Origin of the sequence: Nonomuraea sp. NPDC050733 (assembly GCF_040654215.1) — a bacterium.
Classification (GTDB): Bacteria; Actinomycetota; Actinomycetes; order Streptosporangiales; family Streptosporangiaceae; genus Nonomuraea.
Map to the genome: position 1 here is coordinate 78,558 of NZ_JBFAHO010000011.1, position 14,104 is coordinate 92,661.

At 71.3% G+C, this 14,104-nt stretch carries 16 protein-coding genes; 10 read left to right on the forward strand and 6 right to left on the reverse strand.

Annotated features, from left to right (window positions below):
• Nucleotides 1–39 precede the first annotated feature (39 nt).
• Together AB0H64_RS20085 and AB0H64_RS20090 are read left to right on the forward strand one after the other, a co-directional pair.
• Nucleotides 40–438: a F0F1 ATP synthase subunit epsilon gene (locus tag AB0H64_RS20085; RefSeq protein WP_357626381.1), complete on the forward strand. Its 399-nt coding sequence runs from the start codon at nucleotides 40–42 to the stop codon at nucleotides 436–438.
• Between the two features lie 26 nt (nucleotides 439–464).
• Nucleotides 465–842, forward strand: coding sequence for a DUF2550 domain-containing protein (locus AB0H64_RS20090; protein WP_357626384.1), 378 nt, complete (start codon nucleotides 465–467; stop codon nucleotides 840–842).
• A gap of 157 nt (nucleotides 843–999) precedes the next feature.
• Here AB0H64_RS20090 and AB0H64_RS20095 read toward each other — a convergent pair whose 3' ends face one another.
• A complete protein-coding gene (locus AB0H64_RS20095) occupies nucleotides 1,000–1,590 on the reverse strand; it encodes a cob(I)yrinic acid a,c-diamide adenosyltransferase (protein WP_357626387.1) in 591 nt (196 codons plus the stop codon).
• Nucleotides 1,591–1,717: 127 nt separating this feature from the next.
• Here AB0H64_RS20095 and AB0H64_RS20100 point away from each other — a divergent pair, with 127 nt between their 5' ends.
• The 4 genes from AB0H64_RS20100 to AB0H64_RS20115 all read left to right on the forward strand — a co-directional run bounded on the left by AB0H64_RS20100 (nucleotide 1,718) and on the right by AB0H64_RS20115 (nucleotide 5,352).
• On the forward strand, nucleotides 1,718–2,632 hold the full coding sequence (locus tag AB0H64_RS20100) for an ATP-binding cassette domain-containing protein (RefSeq protein ID WP_357626390.1): 915 nt from the start codon (nucleotides 1,718–1,720) through the stop codon (nucleotides 2,630–2,632).
• On the forward strand, nucleotides 2,629–3,738 hold the full coding sequence (locus tag AB0H64_RS20105; RefSeq protein WP_357626392.1) for an ABC transporter permease: 1,110 nt from the start codon (nucleotides 2,629–2,631) through the stop codon (nucleotides 3,736–3,738). Before AB0H64_RS20100 ends, AB0H64_RS20105 begins: the two co-directional genes overlap by 4 nt.
• 11 nt (nucleotides 3,739–3,749) lie before the next feature.
• A complete protein-coding gene (locus AB0H64_RS20110) occupies nucleotides 3,750–4,937 on the forward strand; it encodes a histidine kinase (protein ID WP_357626394.1) in 1,188 nt (395 codons plus the stop codon).
• Between the two features lie 97 nt (nucleotides 4,938–5,034).
• A complete protein-coding gene (locus AB0H64_RS20115) occupies nucleotides 5,035–5,352 on the forward strand; it encodes an STAS domain-containing protein (protein WP_310710597.1) in 318 nt (105 codons plus the stop codon).
• A 165-nt stretch (nucleotides 5,353–5,517) separates the two neighbouring features.
• Here AB0H64_RS20115 and AB0H64_RS20120 read toward each other — a convergent pair whose 3' ends face one another.
• Both AB0H64_RS20120 and nucS read right to left on the reverse strand, forming a co-directional pair.
• Nucleotides 5,518–6,060, reverse strand: coding sequence for a TetR/AcrR family transcriptional regulator (locus AB0H64_RS20120; protein WP_357626396.1), 543 nt, complete (start codon nucleotides 6,058–6,060; stop codon nucleotides 5,518–5,520).
• Nucleotides 6,061–6,364: 304 nt separating this feature from the next.
• Nucleotides 6,365–7,027 carry an endonuclease NucS gene (gene nucS, locus AB0H64_RS20125; protein WP_310710599.1) on the reverse strand — a complete coding sequence of 221 codons (663 nt, stop codon included), beginning with the start codon at nucleotides 7,025–7,027 and terminating at the stop codon, nucleotides 6,365–6,367.
• 92 nt (nucleotides 7,028–7,119) lie between these two features.
• Here nucS and AB0H64_RS20130 point away from each other — a divergent pair, with 92 nt between their 5' ends.
• Together AB0H64_RS20130 and AB0H64_RS20135 are read left to right on the forward strand one after the other, a co-directional pair.
• Complete coding sequence (locus AB0H64_RS20130) at nucleotides 7,120–7,413, forward strand: ATP/GTP-binding protein (protein WP_357626399.1); 294 nt, start codon at nucleotides 7,120–7,122, stop codon at nucleotides 7,411–7,413.
• Nucleotides 7,414–7,466: 53 nt separating this feature from the next.
• Nucleotides 7,467–8,171 (forward strand): alpha/beta fold hydrolase, encoded by a 705-nt coding sequence (locus tag AB0H64_RS20135; RefSeq protein WP_357626402.1) that lies wholly within the window; start codon nucleotides 7,467–7,469, stop codon nucleotides 8,169–8,171.
• Here the strand turns inward: AB0H64_RS20135 and AB0H64_RS20140 are convergent.
• From AB0H64_RS20140 to AB0H64_RS20150, 3 genes are read right to left on the reverse strand one after another with little or no spacing between them, the layout of a single operon-like run.
• The gene (locus AB0H64_RS20140) at nucleotides 8,134–9,477 is read right to left on the reverse strand and encodes a sigma-70 family RNA polymerase sigma factor (RefSeq protein ID WP_357626404.1); all 1,344 of its coding nucleotides are present in this window, start codon (nucleotides 9,475–9,477) and stop codon (nucleotides 8,134–8,136) included. The genes AB0H64_RS20135 and AB0H64_RS20140 overlap by 38 nt on opposite strands.
• Nucleotides 9,474–9,845, reverse strand: coding sequence for a YciI family protein (locus AB0H64_RS20145; protein ID WP_357626406.1), 372 nt, complete (start codon nucleotides 9,843–9,845; stop codon nucleotides 9,474–9,476). Before AB0H64_RS20145 ends, AB0H64_RS20140 begins: the two co-directional genes overlap by 4 nt.
• 46 nt (nucleotides 9,846–9,891) lie before the next feature.
• Nucleotides 9,892–10,026 (reverse strand): hypothetical protein, encoded by a 135-nt coding sequence (locus tag AB0H64_RS20150; protein WP_357626409.1) that lies wholly within the window; start codon nucleotides 10,024–10,026, stop codon nucleotides 9,892–9,894.
• 151 nt (nucleotides 10,027–10,177) lie between these two features.
• On the opposite strand from AB0H64_RS20150, the gene AB0H64_RS20155 reads away from it, so the two are divergent.
• Both AB0H64_RS20155 and AB0H64_RS20160 read left to right on the forward strand, forming a co-directional pair.
• A complete protein-coding gene (locus tag AB0H64_RS20155) occupies nucleotides 10,178–10,603 on the forward strand; it encodes a hypothetical protein (protein WP_357626411.1) in 426 nt (141 codons plus the stop codon).
• Nucleotides 10,604–10,807: 204 nt separating this feature from the next.
• Nucleotides 10,808–14,080, forward strand: coding sequence for a LamG-like jellyroll fold domain-containing protein (locus AB0H64_RS20160; RefSeq protein ID WP_357626413.1), 3,273 nt, complete (start codon nucleotides 10,808–10,810; stop codon nucleotides 14,078–14,080).
• Nucleotides 14,081–14,104 lie beyond the last annotated feature (24 nt).

The window sequence follows — 14,104 nt, forward strand, 5'->3', positions numbered from 1 at the left end:
AGGCCGCGCCACCACCTGATCGGAAAGGAACCTGCACAAGTGGCCAAGCTACGCGTAGGGGTTGTCTCACCCGAGCGTGAGATCTGGTCGGGCGAGGCCGACATGGTGATTGCCAAGACCGTGGACGGCGAGATCGGTATTATGCCGCAACACGCACCCGTGCTCGGTGTCCTCGTCGAGGGCGGCGTGCTGCGCGTCAAGCGTGAGGAAGGCGAGCTGGTCGCGGCCGTCCACGGCGGGTTCATCTCCGTGGCCGACGACGAGGTGTCCGTGCTCGCCGAGGTGGCCGAGCTCGGTTCCGAGGTCGACGTCGCCGCCGCGCGTGACGCGCTGGAGCGGGCGCAGGCCTCGATCGAGGCCAACCAGGAGGACGCCGACGCGGCGGTCGAGGCCCAGCGTGCCAGGGCCCGGCTGCGCGCCGCAGGCGAAGAGGTCTGAAGAACTCAAGCTAGGGGGCGGCATTGGTGGCAACGGTATTCATCTGCGTGCTACTGGTCGCCGCCCTGGTGGTCCTGCGCGGCTTCACGCTGGCCCGCTCGCGCGGCAGCGTCCCCTGTCGGCTGCGGGTAGCCGACCACGGCTGGCGCGGCGGGGTAGCCCGCTACGCCGACGGGGAGCTCCACTGGATCCCGCTCATAGGTCTGCGACTGAGGCCGCGCCACGCGATCGCGAGGCGCGGCCTCGTCGTTTCCTCCCGTCGCGAGCTGGACAACGGGCTGTACGCGATCGACTGCGGCGGCTCCACGCGGGACATCTCGCTGGCCATGAGCGCCGACGCCCTGACCGGGTTTCTGGCCTGGCTGGAGTCGGCCCCTCCCAGCGCGTACCTGGACGTCGCCTGATCTTTTCCAGGGTTACGGCACAGCCACCCCACCCGCCACCCACCGCACGGGGTTGACGGCCTCCAGGGAGACGGCCTCTGACCCGCACGGGGCCGGCCGCCGTGACGGCCCGCCGCACCCGTCCGAGCGGTTCACGCCTGACCACCCACAACCGCGACTAGCGGGTGGCGCCCGGCTTCCAGAGGATCTCGTCGCCCGCGTGAGCGACGCGGCAGAGGATGAACAGCAGGTCCGACAGGCGGTTCAGGTAGGCCGCCGTGAGCGGGTTCATGTCGTCGTGCGCCTCCAGCGCGCCCCAGGTGGTGCGCTCGGCGCGGCGTACCGTCACGCGGGCCACGTGCAGCGCGGCCGTCGCCGGGTCGCCGCCGGGCAGGATGAAGCTGCGCAACGCCGTCAGCGGCTCGTTGAACCGGTCGCAGAGCTCCTCCAGCCGGTCCACGTACGTCTGCTCGACCCGTAGCGGCGGGAACTCCGGTTCGGCGACGACCGGCGTGGCGAGGTCGGCACCCAGGTCGAACAGCTCGTTCTGCACGCGTGACAGCACGTCCGCCACCTCGGCCGGGAGCGTGCCGTGGGACAGCGCCACCCCGAGGTGGGCGTTGGCCTCCTCGACGTCGGCGTAGGCGGCCAGCCGCGAGTCGGTCTTGGGGACGCGGCTCATGTCGTTGAGCGCAGTGGTGCCGTCGTCGCCGGTGCGGGTGTAGATGCGGGAGAGGACGACCGGCTTGTCCTTGTCCGAGCGCGTCATGGGGTCAGCGTAATGACAAATGTCATCGAGAAGGGACGCGGGGCGCATGTGGGAGCCATGATTTCTCCGACTACCAGGGCGAATGCCGCAGACGGCACCATTGCCTCATGACGAAGGAGAGGACCTGATGCTCGAGATCAGCGAGCTGCGTAAGCGCTTCGCGGGCGGCCCCGGCTCGCCGGAGGGCAAGCTGGCCCTGGACGGGATCGGTTTCGCCGTGCGGCCGGGTGAGATGTTCGGGTTCGTCGGCGCGAACGGTGCCGGCAAGACGACGACGATGCGGATCGTCATGGGCGTGCTCCAGGCCGACGGCGGCTCGGTGAGCTGGCAGGGCCGCCCGCTGGCGTACGAGGACCGGCGCCGGTTCGGCTACATGCCGGAGGAGCGCGGGCTGTACCAGAAGATGCGCGTGGCCGAGCAGATCGAGTACTTCGGCCGCCTGCACGGCCTGAGCGGCGCGCGGGCCGCCGAGGCCACGGCCGCGCTGATCGAGCGGCTGGGCCTGGGCGAGCGGCGCGACGACGCCGTGGAGGGCCTGTCGCTGGGCAACCAGCAGCGCGTGCAGCTCGCGGTCGCGCTGGTGCACGACCCCGAGGTGCTGATCCTCGACGAGCCGTTCTCCGGGCTTGACCCGCTGGCGGTCGACACGCTGGCCACGGCGCTGCAGGAGCGCTGCCGGGGCGGCGTGCCGGTGATCTTCTCCAGCCACCAGCTCGACCTGGTCGAGCGGCTGTGCGACTCGGTCGGCATCGTGTCGTCCGGCCGGATGGTGGCGAGCGGAACGGTCACCGGCCTGCGGGCCGCCGAGGGCGGCACGCTGCGCGTCGTGGTGCGCGACCCGGCTCCGGGCTGGGCCGACGGCCTGCCCGGCGAGCTGAGCGTCCAGGACGGGCGGCACGTCCTGCTCGTGAACGCAGCCGCCGGCCGCGACCGGGACGGCGACCAGGAGATCCTGCGCCGGGCCATGAAGGCGGGGCAGGTCGAGCACTTCGGGGTCGAGCAGCCGACCCTCACCGAGATCTTCAAGGAGGCCGTGGCATGAACGGGCTGACACTGGTGGCGCGCCGGGAGATCACCACCCGGATCAGGACCAGGGCGTTCCTCGTCAGCCTGCTCGTCACCGCGGTGCTGGTGGGCGCCGCCGCGTTCGCGCCCAAGCTGATGGGCGGCCCCGACTCGTACACGCTGGGCACCGTGAACGCGCAGCGGCTGCCGCTGGAGGCGGCGGCGCCGGAGTCGGAGTTCGCCTGGAAGGCGTTCCCCGACGAGGCGGCCGCCAGGAAGGCGCTGCTCGGCGGCGACGTGGACGCGGTGCTCGTCGGCGACGCCAAGGTGCTCACGGACGGCGAGATCGACCAGGAGCTCGGTGTGCTCCTGCAGAGCACGAACCGCGAGGTGAAGCTCGGAGCCTCCGGGGTGCGGATCGCGCCGCTGCAGATGGAGTCGGTCGGCGCCGACACCCGTTACCAGGCCGCCCGCACGGGCATTGCCGTGGTGCTGGTGCTCGTGCTGTTCATGCTGCTGATCGGCCAGGCGACGATGGTCGGGATGGGCGTGGTGGAGGAGAAGGGGAGCCGGATCGTGGAGATCCTGCTGACCTCGATCCGCCCCTGGCAACTGCTCGGCGGCAAGATCCTCGGCCTGGGCGTGCTCGGGCTGGTCAACCTGGTCACGATCCTCGTGGTGGGCGTCGCCGCGGCCGTCGGCTCCGGGGTGGCGACGGACTTCCCGCCCGGCATGCCGGGCATCGTGGCCGGCGTCGTCGTCTGGTTCGTCCTCGGCTACGCGTTCTTCGCGACGCTGGCCGCCGCGCTGGCCTCGCTGGTCTCCCGCCAGGAGGAGGTCGGCAACGTGATGTCGCCGCTGACGATGCTCATCATGGTGACCTACGGCGTCGCCTTCTACGCGACCGCGGAGCCGACCGGCACCCTGGCCACCGTGATGTCGATGATCCCCCCGTTCTCCTCGATGGTGATGCCGGTGCGGACGGCAGCCGCCGAGGTGCCGCTGTGGCAGGTCGGGCTGGCGCTCGCGCTCATGGCGGCGGCCGTGGTGGCCGTGCTCGCCCTCGGCGCGCGGGTCTACGAGCGGGCCGTCCTGCGCACCGGCGCCCGGGTCCGGCTCGGCGACGTGCTGCGCGCGAAGTAGCGCGGGCGTAGGTGGGGGAGATCGCGCAGGCGCGCCGCCTGTGCTGGTGGATGCTGATCTCGTTCCTCGGGCTGCTGTGGGGCGGGGTGGCGCTGTCGTACGTGGCCGAGGCCGGCAGGCGCGACCTGCCGTGGCCGGTGCTCGTCGTGGGAGTGGTCGCCGTCGCCGCGTTCAGCGGGCTCTACCTGCGCCTGGTGAACGCGGTGATCGAGTCGCGGTACCCGGTGCGGCAGGTCGTGGCGGCCGGCGCCCTGGCCGTGGTCGTGGCGGTGGCCGGCGGGGCGCAGGCGTTCGGGGCGGGGATGGCGCTGGCGGTCTGGCTCTCCATCGCCGCCGTCGGCATCCCGCGCCGGTGGGCGGTCGCGCTGGCCGCGGGCACGATGACCCTGGGCGTCGCGCTGAGCGTCGCCCTGGTGATGGCCGGGTGGGGGTACGTGCTGGGCATGCCGGAGACGGGGGGACAGGACTGGCTCGGCCCCTTGGTCGTCAGCAACACCTTCATGTACGTGGTGCTGTGCGCGGCCTCGGTCGTGTCCAACCGGCTCTGGATGTGGATCTACCGGCTGGCCGTGCGGGCCCATGAGGGCATGGAGGCGCACGCCCGGCTGGCCGTCGCCGAGGAGCGGCTGCGCTTCGCCCGGGACCTGCACGATCTCGTCGGCCACCGGCTCTCGGCCATCGCCGTCAAGACCGCGCTGGCCGTGCGCCTGTCCGATGTCGACGTGGGGGCGGCCCGCGACGAGATGGCCGCGGTGAACGGCCTGACCCGTACGGCCCTGCGCGAGCTGCGCGAGGCGGTGCGCGGTTACCGGCGGCTCGACCTCGGCGCTGAGCTGGCCAGCGTGCGGGGCGTGCTGGAGGCGGCCGGCGTCCGGTGCGAGCTGCGCCTGCCGTACCGAGAGCCGCCGGAGGAGGTGGCGGCGGTGTTCGCCTACGCCGTGCGGGAGGCCGTCACGAACGTGCTCAAGCACAGCGCGGCGACGTTCTGCGCGATCACGCTGAGCTTCACCGCCGAGCGGGCCGAGCTGGAGGTGCGCAACGACGGCGCGCAGACCCGGCAGCCGGACGGCGAGACGGGGCACGGGCTGCACGGGATGCGGGAGCGGATGGTGTCGCTGGGCGGCGAGATCACGGCCCGCTATGGGACAGACGGGCACTTCATTCTCAAAGCGGTCGTGTCACTGCCGATTCCTGGGTAGGGGTAAAGAACTGGAGGGAGTTTCGGCCCTCCCGAACGCCCTGCCACAGGGTAAGCCGGCATCGCGTGCGGTCGCGCGGTGTGAATGAGGAGGTGGCATGCGAGTCCGGGGCAACCCGAAGGCCCAGGTGGTGCAGATCGGCGCCCGGCTCGACGCCGGAACGTCGGCCGGGGTCCGCGCCCGGCTGCACGACGCGGTGGACTCCGGTGAGGGAGACCTGATCCTCGACCTGTCCAAGCTGGAGATGATCGACGCCACCGGCCTGGGAGTTCTCGTGGGCACGCATCGGCGCGCATCCGCCGGGGAGCGCCGCCTCGTCCTCCGGGGAGTGCCGCCGAGGATCATGCGCGTCCTCGCGGTGACCCGGCTGAACCGGGTCCTGCGCGTCGAGGCGGAGGAAGCCGCGGTGGCCTGACAGGCCGGCGGCTCATGGCGGAGCGGGCGACGACGATGCCGTAGCCCGCTCTCTTCGTGTCCGGAAACCGGCGTTCGCGAAAAAGCAACAGCCTAAATACCGATTGGCGGGGGTGTTTTATCCCCGTCTCGCACCACAAAATAAGCACAATCCGTAATCAACGCTTCACGAGTCACCGAGCGATCTGCGGAAGATGTGCGAGGCAACCTCGACGAGTTCGCCGATGTCCGGCGAAGGGCTCGCGAGGATCCATTCGATGAGCAACTCTTGTAGCGCTCCAATGGCACCCAGCGCCACGAGCCGTCGATTGAGGCCGCCGCTCACCGGGAATTCGGCCGACGCCTCCTCGATCAGCCGGGCGAACGCGTCGACCGCGCGTTGCCGCGAGGCCGTCAGAACGTCACCCGACCGGCGCACCTCAAGATGCATGATGCGGGCCCGCCGCCAGTCCGCCGTGGCGAATTCGATATACGCGCGGATCCCGGCCTCCACCTTGCCCTCCAGGCTGTGCGGGGCCTCCTGCAGGACCTTGGCCACGTAGGAGAGGGTCTCCTCCACGCAGCGCTCGTGCAGTGCCTGAAGCAGCTCCTCGCGTCCCCCGAAACATTCGTAGAAGGCGCGGTTGGAGATCCGCGCCTCCGAGCACAGTCTTTCGATGGTCGTCGCCGCGAAACCCGGCTTCGCGTATAGCGTGTACGCGGCCGTCATCAGCCGCTCGCGTCTGTCTGCCAGCCTTTGCTCGGCTGACATTCCCCGGTAAGACCGGTTCACATTCCACCCGTCCAACATGATCGTGGCCCCCAGAGCACACAATTATGGACGGATGATCCGCTTTGGGAAAGGGCGCGGAGTTTGCCTCTTACGTCGGCCGTGCAAGAACGTGACAATCCTGATCAGCCGCTCAAGCCCTTCGGGCTCGCGGGCGAACGAGGTGAGGCTCACGCCGGGCAGCACGAAACGCTGCCCGGGGCGATGACCTCGGGCAGGCGAACTCGCGCCCCTGGAGAAAGCGTCAGAAGAGGGTGGGGTTCTCCGGCTCGATGCCGCGCAGCGCGGCGTAGTCGAGGGTGACACAGTCGATGCCCCGGTCGGCGGCCAGCACGCGCGCCTGCGGCTTGATCTCCTGGGCGGCGAACACGCCGCGCACCGGCGCGAGCAGCGGATCGCGGTTGAGCAGCTCCAGGTAGCGGGTGAGCTGCTCGACGCCGTCGATCTCGCCGCGCCGCTTGATCTCGACCGCCACGGTCGCGCCGCCCGCGTCACGGCACAGGATGTCGACCGGGCCGATCGCCGTCATGTACTCGCGGCGGATGAGCGAGTAGCCGTCGCCGAGCGTCGTGATGTGCTCGGCCAGCAGCTCCTGCAGGTGCGCCTCGACGCCGTCCTTGATCAGGCCCGGGTCGACGCCCAGCTCGTGGCTGGAGTCGTGGAGGATCTCCTCCATGGTCAGCACCAGCTTCTCGCCGGTCTTTCCGTGGGTGACCGTCCAGGTGCCGCCGTCCTCCTTGAGCTTGCACGGCGGGTTCATCCAGTTGAGAGGCTTGAAGGCACGGTCGTCGGCGTGGATGGACACGCTGCCGTCCGCCTTGATGAGAACGAGCCGGGGAGCCATCGGCAGGTGCGCCGTGAGCCGTCCGATGTAATCCACGCTGCATCGCGCGATGACCAACCGCATGACGGTCCACCTTAGCGGCTCTGGAAAACTGGACGCATGGCGTTCGACAGCGTGGGAGCGACGGCACTCCCCATCTGGGTGGCCGGGATGACATGAGCCCGCGCAGAGCCCGCCGCAGGGAGCCCCCGCCCCGCCCTGCCGGCTTCCCCCGGGGCATGGACCGCGTCGAGGAATGGCCTGACGGCGAGTGGAAGGTGCGCATGCTCACCGGCGGGTCGTCCGGCAAGAGCTACCGTTGCCCGGGCTGCGACCAGGAGATCCCCGGCGGCAAGCCGCACGTGGTGAGCTGGCCGAACTGGCCCGGCGGCGACGAGGAGCGGCGACACTGGCACACGGCGTGCTGGCGCAAGCGGCTCGACCGCGGTCCGGGCCGCAGCCGCTACTGACCCCCTCCGCACGCAGACGAACCGCAGGCGCACGAACTCTCGAAGGGACCGAAGTGGAGATCCGCGCGGGCACCGAGCTGCCGGCCAGGCGTGAGCCGATCGAGCTGCACACCGGCGACGGCCTGACCCTCGTCGGGGAGCTGGCCCAGCCCCTCGACCGCCCCCCGGTGGCCACGCTGGTCACCCTGCACCCGCTGCCCACCCACGGCGGCTTCATGGACAGCCACGTCTTCAAGAAGGCGGCCAACCGGCTGCCCGCGCTCGCCGACCTCGCGGTGCTGCGCTTCAACACGCGCGGCACGTCCTCCGAGCGCGGCACGTCGCAGGGGGCCTTCGACGGCGGCGAGGGCGAGCGCTTCGACGTGGCCGCCGCCCTGGAGTACGCCGAGTACCACGACCTGCCCCGCGTGTGGGTGGTCGGCTGGTCGTTCGGCACGGAGCTGGCCCTGAAGTGGGCGCACGACCCGCTGGTGGAGGGGGCGATCCTGCTCTCGCCGCCGCTGCACCGCGCCAAGGACGACGACCTCGACGCGTGGGCGCGCTTCGGCCGGCCGCTGACGGTGCTGGTGCCGGAGTTCGACGACTACCTGCGGCCGGAGGAGGCGCGGGAGCGGTTCGCGCGGGTGCCGAAGGCCGAGGTGATCGGGGTGGACGGGGCCAAGCACCTGTGGGTGGGGGAGCCGTACGTCCGGATCGTGCTGGACGAGATCGTCAAGCGGGTCAGTCCGGCCGCCTACCCGCTGCCGACGCACCTGTGACCGCGGACGTCGAGCGATCGGCCCTGCCGGCGAGGTAGCGCCGCTCGACCTGGTTGTCCGTCAAGGCCGCCGCCTCGCGGTACAGCGTCGCCGCGCCGGCCGCGTCGCCGGTCATCTGGAGGAGGTGGGCGCGCACCGCGCGTTCTCGCTGCCGGGTCAGTGGGTCCTGATCCAGCCGATGGCGCCGGTTGAGGTCGTCGAGCAGTGCCAGCCCGCGGGCCGGCCCGTAGGCCTTGGCGACCGCCACCACCCGGCTGAGCCGCACCGGCGCGGTCGGGTTGAGCCGTTCGAGCCACAGGTACAGCACCGCGATCTGCGGCCAGTCCGTCCGCTCCGGCGACGGAGCCGCGGCGTGCACGGCCGCGATCGCCGCCTGCAACTGGTACGGGCCCACCTCGCGCCCGCTCCAGACGCTGTCGATCAGCTCGGTGCCCTCGCGGATCAGCTCAGGGTCCCACTGCGTCCGGTCCTGCTCGTCCAGCGGCACGAGCTCGTCGTCCGCGCCGGTACGGGCTCCACGCCGCGATTCGGTGAGCAGCATCAGCGCGAGCAGGCCGGTCACCTCGGCGTCGCCGGGCAGGGAGTCGCGGAGCATCCGGGTCAGCCGGATCGATTCGCGGGTCAGGTCGATCCGGGAGAGGTGGTCGCCGGCGGAGGCCGTGTAGCCCTCGTTGAAGATCAGGTAGAGCACCTGCATCACGGCGGCAATCCGGCTGTCCCGGTCTGCGTCGGTCGGCGGGGTGAAACGGGCGCCGGCGCGGGCCAGTTGCTGCTTGGCCCGGCTGATCCGCGTGCCCATGGTGTTCTCGGCCGTCCCGTAGGCGTGCGCGATCTCGCCGGTCGTCAGGCCGCCCACGGCGCGCAGCGTGAGCGCCACCTGGGAGGTGGCGCTCAGCGCGGGGTGGCAGCAGAGCAGCAGCAGGGTGAGGGTGTCGTCGGTCTCCTGCGAGGGGCGCGCCTGGCGGGCCGGCTCCCGCATGGCCAGCTCGGCCATCCCGGCTTCCTGCTCCCGCCTGCGCCGGGCCTGGTCGGAGCGGAGCAGGTCGACCATTCGCCGGTAGCCGATTCGGATCAGCCAGCTGCGCGGGTTCTCCGGCACGCCGTCGACCGGCCACGCCCGGCTCGCGGCGAGCAGCGCCTCCTGCACCGCGTCCTCGGCGATGTCGAACTGGCCGAAGCGTCGCGCCAACGCGCCGAGCACCTGCGGAGCCTCCACGCGCAACAGGTGCTCGACCTCCGCGGTCATGTCCGGCTCCACCTCGAGCGAGCTCTCCGCTTCCGGGCGCCGCGCGGTGCCATCGGTCATGCCGTGAAGTCCTCGCCCATGATCGGCCGGATCTCGATCGGCTCACCCAGCACCTCGACGATCCGCGAGACGATCTCGACTGCCCGCTCGTGGTCGGCCACGTCGATCACGGCGAAGCTGGCCAGGACCTCTTTGAGCTCGGCGAACGGCCCGTCGGTCGCCACCACGCCGCCCGGCGTCCGGCGGACCGTGGTGCTGACCGCAGGGTGGCCGAGGCCTTCGCTGCCGACGAACTCGCCTGTCTCGATCAGTTCGCGCTCGAACTCCTGGTAGGCGGCGAACGCGGCCATCGCCTCCTCGGACGGGGTGTCGGCGGTCGCGGCGTCCCAGGCGGCGGACGGTGTGTAGCTGAGCAGCAGATACTTCACGGGTGGATCCTGTTCTCGATCGTGCTTGGGCAGACGGTACCCGGGGTCAGGCCGAACGGCGCGGGAACAGTGCCTGGACGGTCGTCCAGGTGAAGGCGACGGCTCCCGCGGCCGGCGCCACGCCGGCGAGCAGCATGTTGCCGGGCACGCGGCGGACGGCGGGGGTGCCGACGGTGGCCATGAGTTCCTCCTCGGTGGGTGGTCTGCCGGTACCTCGGGGCCGGACCGGGAATCTCGACATGGCTGTCATGTGATCTAAGCCACATGTCACGGGTGTCGAGGATCGGCGGTCGCCTCCGAGGTATCGGCAAGCACTCACCAAGGAGGACGAGATGTCTGAGACCATTCAGCCGGGCAGCGAACTGCAGTCCCTGGACCGCCTGGTCGGCACCTGGGCGGTCACTGGGGGCGCCGAGGGAACGGTGCGCTACGAGTGGATGCCCGGCCGCTTCTTCCTGCTCCAGCACGTTGAGCTCACCCAGTTCGGCGAGCCGGTCACCGGCCTGGAAGTGATCGGCAACCTGCGCCCCTTCGGCGAGCCGACCGGCGTGGACGTGGTGTCGCGGTTCTACGACTCGGCCGGCAACACCCTCGACTATGTCTACGAGCTGGCCGGCGACACGCTGACCATCTGGGGCGGCGCGAAGGGCAGTCCGGCGTACTACCAGGGCACGTTCAGCGCCGACGACACCACCGTCACCGGCGAGTGGGTCTACCCCGGAGGGGGCGGCTACCCCTCCACCATGACCCGCGTCTGAGACCCCCGACCGGCGGGAATGGAGTTTTTCTTCACTCCGAATATTGTTCTGATGAAATCTGTCAGAAGATCTGGACGAAAGCCACATCCTGATTGACAATCCGAGCAACTGAAGATCGTGGAGGCGCCGGGCGGGTCTGACCCGCGCGGCGTCCCGCCTCGGCGCTTGCGAGGGCGGATGCGCGTTGGTCGTGGGCTCGTCGTGATGATGTTGGCAGGGGCGGTCGCGGCGGCGCCCCTGGATGAACCGGCTTCGGCCGCCGCACTCCGACAACAGGTTCCCTCCCACGACACCCTCCGCGGGCCGGCCCCCGGGGGGACGGGCGCCGACCCGGCCGAGACCTCCGCGCTGGCGCTGGCCCGCCGCGACGGGAAGCGGGTCGAGGTCGAGTCGCTGCGCACGGAGACCCGCCAGGTCTTCGCCAAGCCCGACGGCACGTTCGCCCTGGAGCTGTACGCCCGTCCGGTACGCGTCCGCAAGGGCGACGCCTGGGTGCCCGTGGACACCACGCTGCGCCTGCGCCCCGACGGCGCGGTGGAGCCGGTAGCCGCGGCGGCCGGCCTCACCTTCTCCGGCGGCGGACCCGGCCCGCTGGCCCGCCTGTCGCGCGGGGCCAAGGCCCTGGAGCTCGGCTGGCAGGGCGCGCTCCCCAAGCCCACCCTCAACGGCGACACCGCCACCTACGCCGAGGTCATGCCGGGAGTGGACCTCCAGGTCACCGCGGACGTGGACGGCTTCTCGCACATCCTGGTGGTCAAGTCGCGTGAGGCGGCCGCGAGCCTGACCGACCTGACGTACCCGCTGGCCACCAGCGACCTGTCGCTGAAGGCGGACAAGGCGGGCAACCTGGAGGCCATCGACGGCGGCGGCGGCACGGTGTTCATCGCGCCCACCCCGACGATGTGGGACTCCGAGGGCATCACCAGCCCGCAGGCGCTCAAGGAAGGCCGCTCCCCGGAGGCCAGGCAGGCCACGATGGGTGTGGAGCTGGCCGGCAAACGGCTCCGGCTGAAGCCGGACAGGAAGATGCTGGCCGATCCCAAGACCCGCTTCCCCGTCTACCTGGACCCGTACTTCTCGGCCGCGCGCGGCTCGTGGACGGCGGTCTGGAGCAACTGGCCCAGCTCCAACTACCTGAACTCCAGCGACGTCGCCAGGGTCGGCCACGTCGAGTCGCAGAAGAACCGGTCCTTCTTCCAGATGTCGTCCGGGACGGCGATCCACGGCAAGCAGATCATCAAGGCGACGCTGCGCACGTACGAGACGTGGTCGTACTCCTGCAGCGCCCGCAAGGTGGAGGCCTGGGGAACGGGCGCGATCAGCAAGAGCACCACCTGGAACAACCAGCCGTCGTGGACCAGGCTGCTGTCCACGGTGAACGTGGCCAAGGGCTGGGGCTCCTCCTGCCTGCCCGGCGGCGTGGAGTTCGACGTCACCTCGTGGGCCGCGGACGCCGCCGCCAAGAAGTGGAACTCCATGACCATCGGTCTGCGCGCCACCAGCGAGACCGACGTCTACGCCTGGAAGAAGTTCAAGAACAACCCGACCGTCGTCATCGAGTACAACTCCATCCCGTCCGCCCCCGTGGCCGCCGACGCGTGGTCCGACCCGGGCGGCGCCTGCGCCTCCGGCGACGGGCGGCCGGTCATCCCCACCGCCACGCCGAAGCTGTGGGCCAAGCTGAAGGACGCCGACAACTCGGTCAAGGGCCGGTTCGAGTGGTACAACGCCGCCGGGACGAAGACCGGCGAGTACGTCACCGCGACCGGCTCGTCCGGAGGCGCCTACTACGCGACGATCCCGACGAGCCTGTACGCCGACGGCGCGCTCATCCGCTGGCGGGTCCGCGCCGAGGACGGCAAGGCCACCAGCGCCTGGAGTCCCTGGTGTGAGGCCACCGTGGACGCCACGGCCCCCGGCAAGGAGCCGGTCGTGACCTCACCCGAGTACGCCGAGACCGGCTGGAGCGACGGCGTCGGCCTGGCGGGCACGTTCAGGTTCGAGCCCAACGGCGTGCCGGACGTGGCCGCGTACGTCTACGGGCTCGACACCACACCCAAGACCGAGGTCGCCCCGGGCGCCGACGGCACGGCCACGATCGCGCTCACCCCGCGCCATGACGGGCCCAACGTCCTGTCGGTGCGCAGCAAGGACCGCGCCGGCCAGTCCGGCCCGATCCGCACGTACGTCTTCAACGTCAACTCGGGCCGCGCGCCCAGCGGCCACTGGGCGCTGGACGAGGGCCAGGGCACCGTGGCCGCCGACGCGGCGAACGCCCACCCCGCGACGCTGAACGGCGCCACGTGGACGACCGGCAAGACCGGGTCGGGGCTGCGCCTGGCCGGTGCGTACGCGCAGACCTCCAGCCCCGTCCTCGACACGAGCCGCAACTTCACCGTCACCGCCTGGGCCCGCCTGACGGCCAACACCGCCACCGCCACCGTGCTCACTCAGGAGGGCGCGAGGACCGGCGGCTTCGCGCTCCAGTACTCGAAGCCCGACGACCGCTGGGCGCTGGCCCGCGCCGGAACGGACGCCGACGGCGCCGCGACGGTCCGCGCCCTCTCCGCGGCGGCCCCGAGGCTGAACGAGTGGACCCACCTGACCGGCGTCTACGACTCCGCGGCGGGCCAGATCTCGCTCTACGTCAACGGCAAGCTGGAGTCCACGGTCGCCTACACCAAGCCGTGGAACGCCACCGGGCCGCTCACCATCGGCCGCGGCAAGGTCAACGGCGCCGCGGCGGAGTCCTGGCCGGGCGACGTGGACGAGGTCCGCGTCTACGGCCGGGCGATGTTCGCCGACGAGGTGGCCGACCTGGTCAACAGCGCCGCGACCCTGATCGGGCACTGGGCGCTGGACGAGGAGACCGGCGTGACGGCCGCCGACTCCTCCGGCCGCGGCACGGCGGCGACTCTCGGCGGCGCCGCCTCCTGGACCGCCGGCTGGCTGGACGGCGCGCTGGCGCTCGACGGCGTCAACGGGTACGCCCAGGCCGGCGCTCCGGCTGTGAACACCAAGGCCGGGTTCACGGTCGCGGTCTGGACGCAGCTCGATTACCTGCCGACCCGTGACGCCGCCGCCGTCTCCCAGCCGGGCAACCGGGCCGCGGGCTTCCAACTCGGCTTCGACAAGGAGCAGAGCAGGTGGACGCTCGGCATGGCGGCCTCCGACACCGACACCGCCGCGCTGGTGCGGGCCCGCTCGGACGCCGTCGCCGTGCCCCTGGAATGGACGCACGTGGCCGGCGTCTACGACGCCCTGCGGAGTGAGCTGCGCGTCTACGTCAACGGGCAGCTCACCACCACCAGCGTCACCAGCCACGCGAGCGCGTGGAACGCCGTCGGCGCCCTCCAGCTCGGCCGGACCAGGAGCGCGGGCGCCTTCACCGGCTACTGGCCGGGGACGGTCGACGACGTACGCCTCTACGACGGACCCCTCAGCGTCGAGCAGATCGCCCAGCTCGCCGCCCAATGAATCCGCCGGGGGCCTCGACCGAGG

Excerpts from the sequence above, each read along its gene's own strand:
- AB0H64_RS20095 (WP_357626387.1), bottom strand. The coding sequence starts at position 1,590 with ATGACGCGCTCGGACAAGGACAAGCCGGTCGTCCTCTCCCGCATCTAC.
- AB0H64_RS20100 (WP_357626390.1), top strand. The coding sequence starts at position 1,718 with ATGCTCGAGATCAGCGAGCTGCGTAAGCGCTTCGCGGGCGGCCCCGGC.
- AB0H64_RS20105 (WP_357626392.1), top strand. The coding sequence starts at position 2,629 with ATGAACGGGCTGACACTGGTGGCGCGCCGGGAGATCACCACCCGGATC.
- AB0H64_RS20115 (WP_310710597.1), top strand. The coding sequence starts at position 5,035 with ATGCGAGTCCGGGGCAACCCGAAGGCCCAGGTGGTGCAGATCGGCGCC.
- AB0H64_RS20120 (WP_357626396.1), bottom strand. The coding sequence starts at position 6,060 with ATGACGGCCGCGTACACGCTATACGCGAAGCCGGGTTTCGCGGCGACG.
- nucS (WP_310710599.1), bottom strand. The coding sequence starts at position 7,027 with ATGCGGTTGGTCATCGCGCGATGCAGCGTGGATTACATCGGACGGCTC.
- AB0H64_RS20130 (WP_357626399.1), top strand. The coding sequence starts at position 7,120 with ATGAGCCCGCGCAGAGCCCGCCGCAGGGAGCCCCCGCCCCGCCCTGCC.
- AB0H64_RS20140 (WP_357626404.1), bottom strand. The coding sequence starts at position 9,477 with ATGACCGATGGCACCGCGCGGCGCCCGGAAGCGGAGAGCTCGCTCGAG.
- AB0H64_RS20150 (WP_357626409.1), bottom strand. The coding sequence starts at position 10,026 with ATGGCCACCGTCGGCACCCCCGCCGTCCGCCGCGTGCCCGGCAACATG.
- AB0H64_RS20155 (WP_357626411.1), top strand. The coding sequence starts at position 10,178 with ATGTCTGAGACCATTCAGCCGGGCAGCGAACTGCAGTCCCTGGACCGC.
- AB0H64_RS20160 (WP_357626413.1), top strand. The coding sequence starts at position 10,808 with ATGATGTTGGCAGGGGCGGTCGCGGCGGCGCCCCTGGATGAACCGGCT.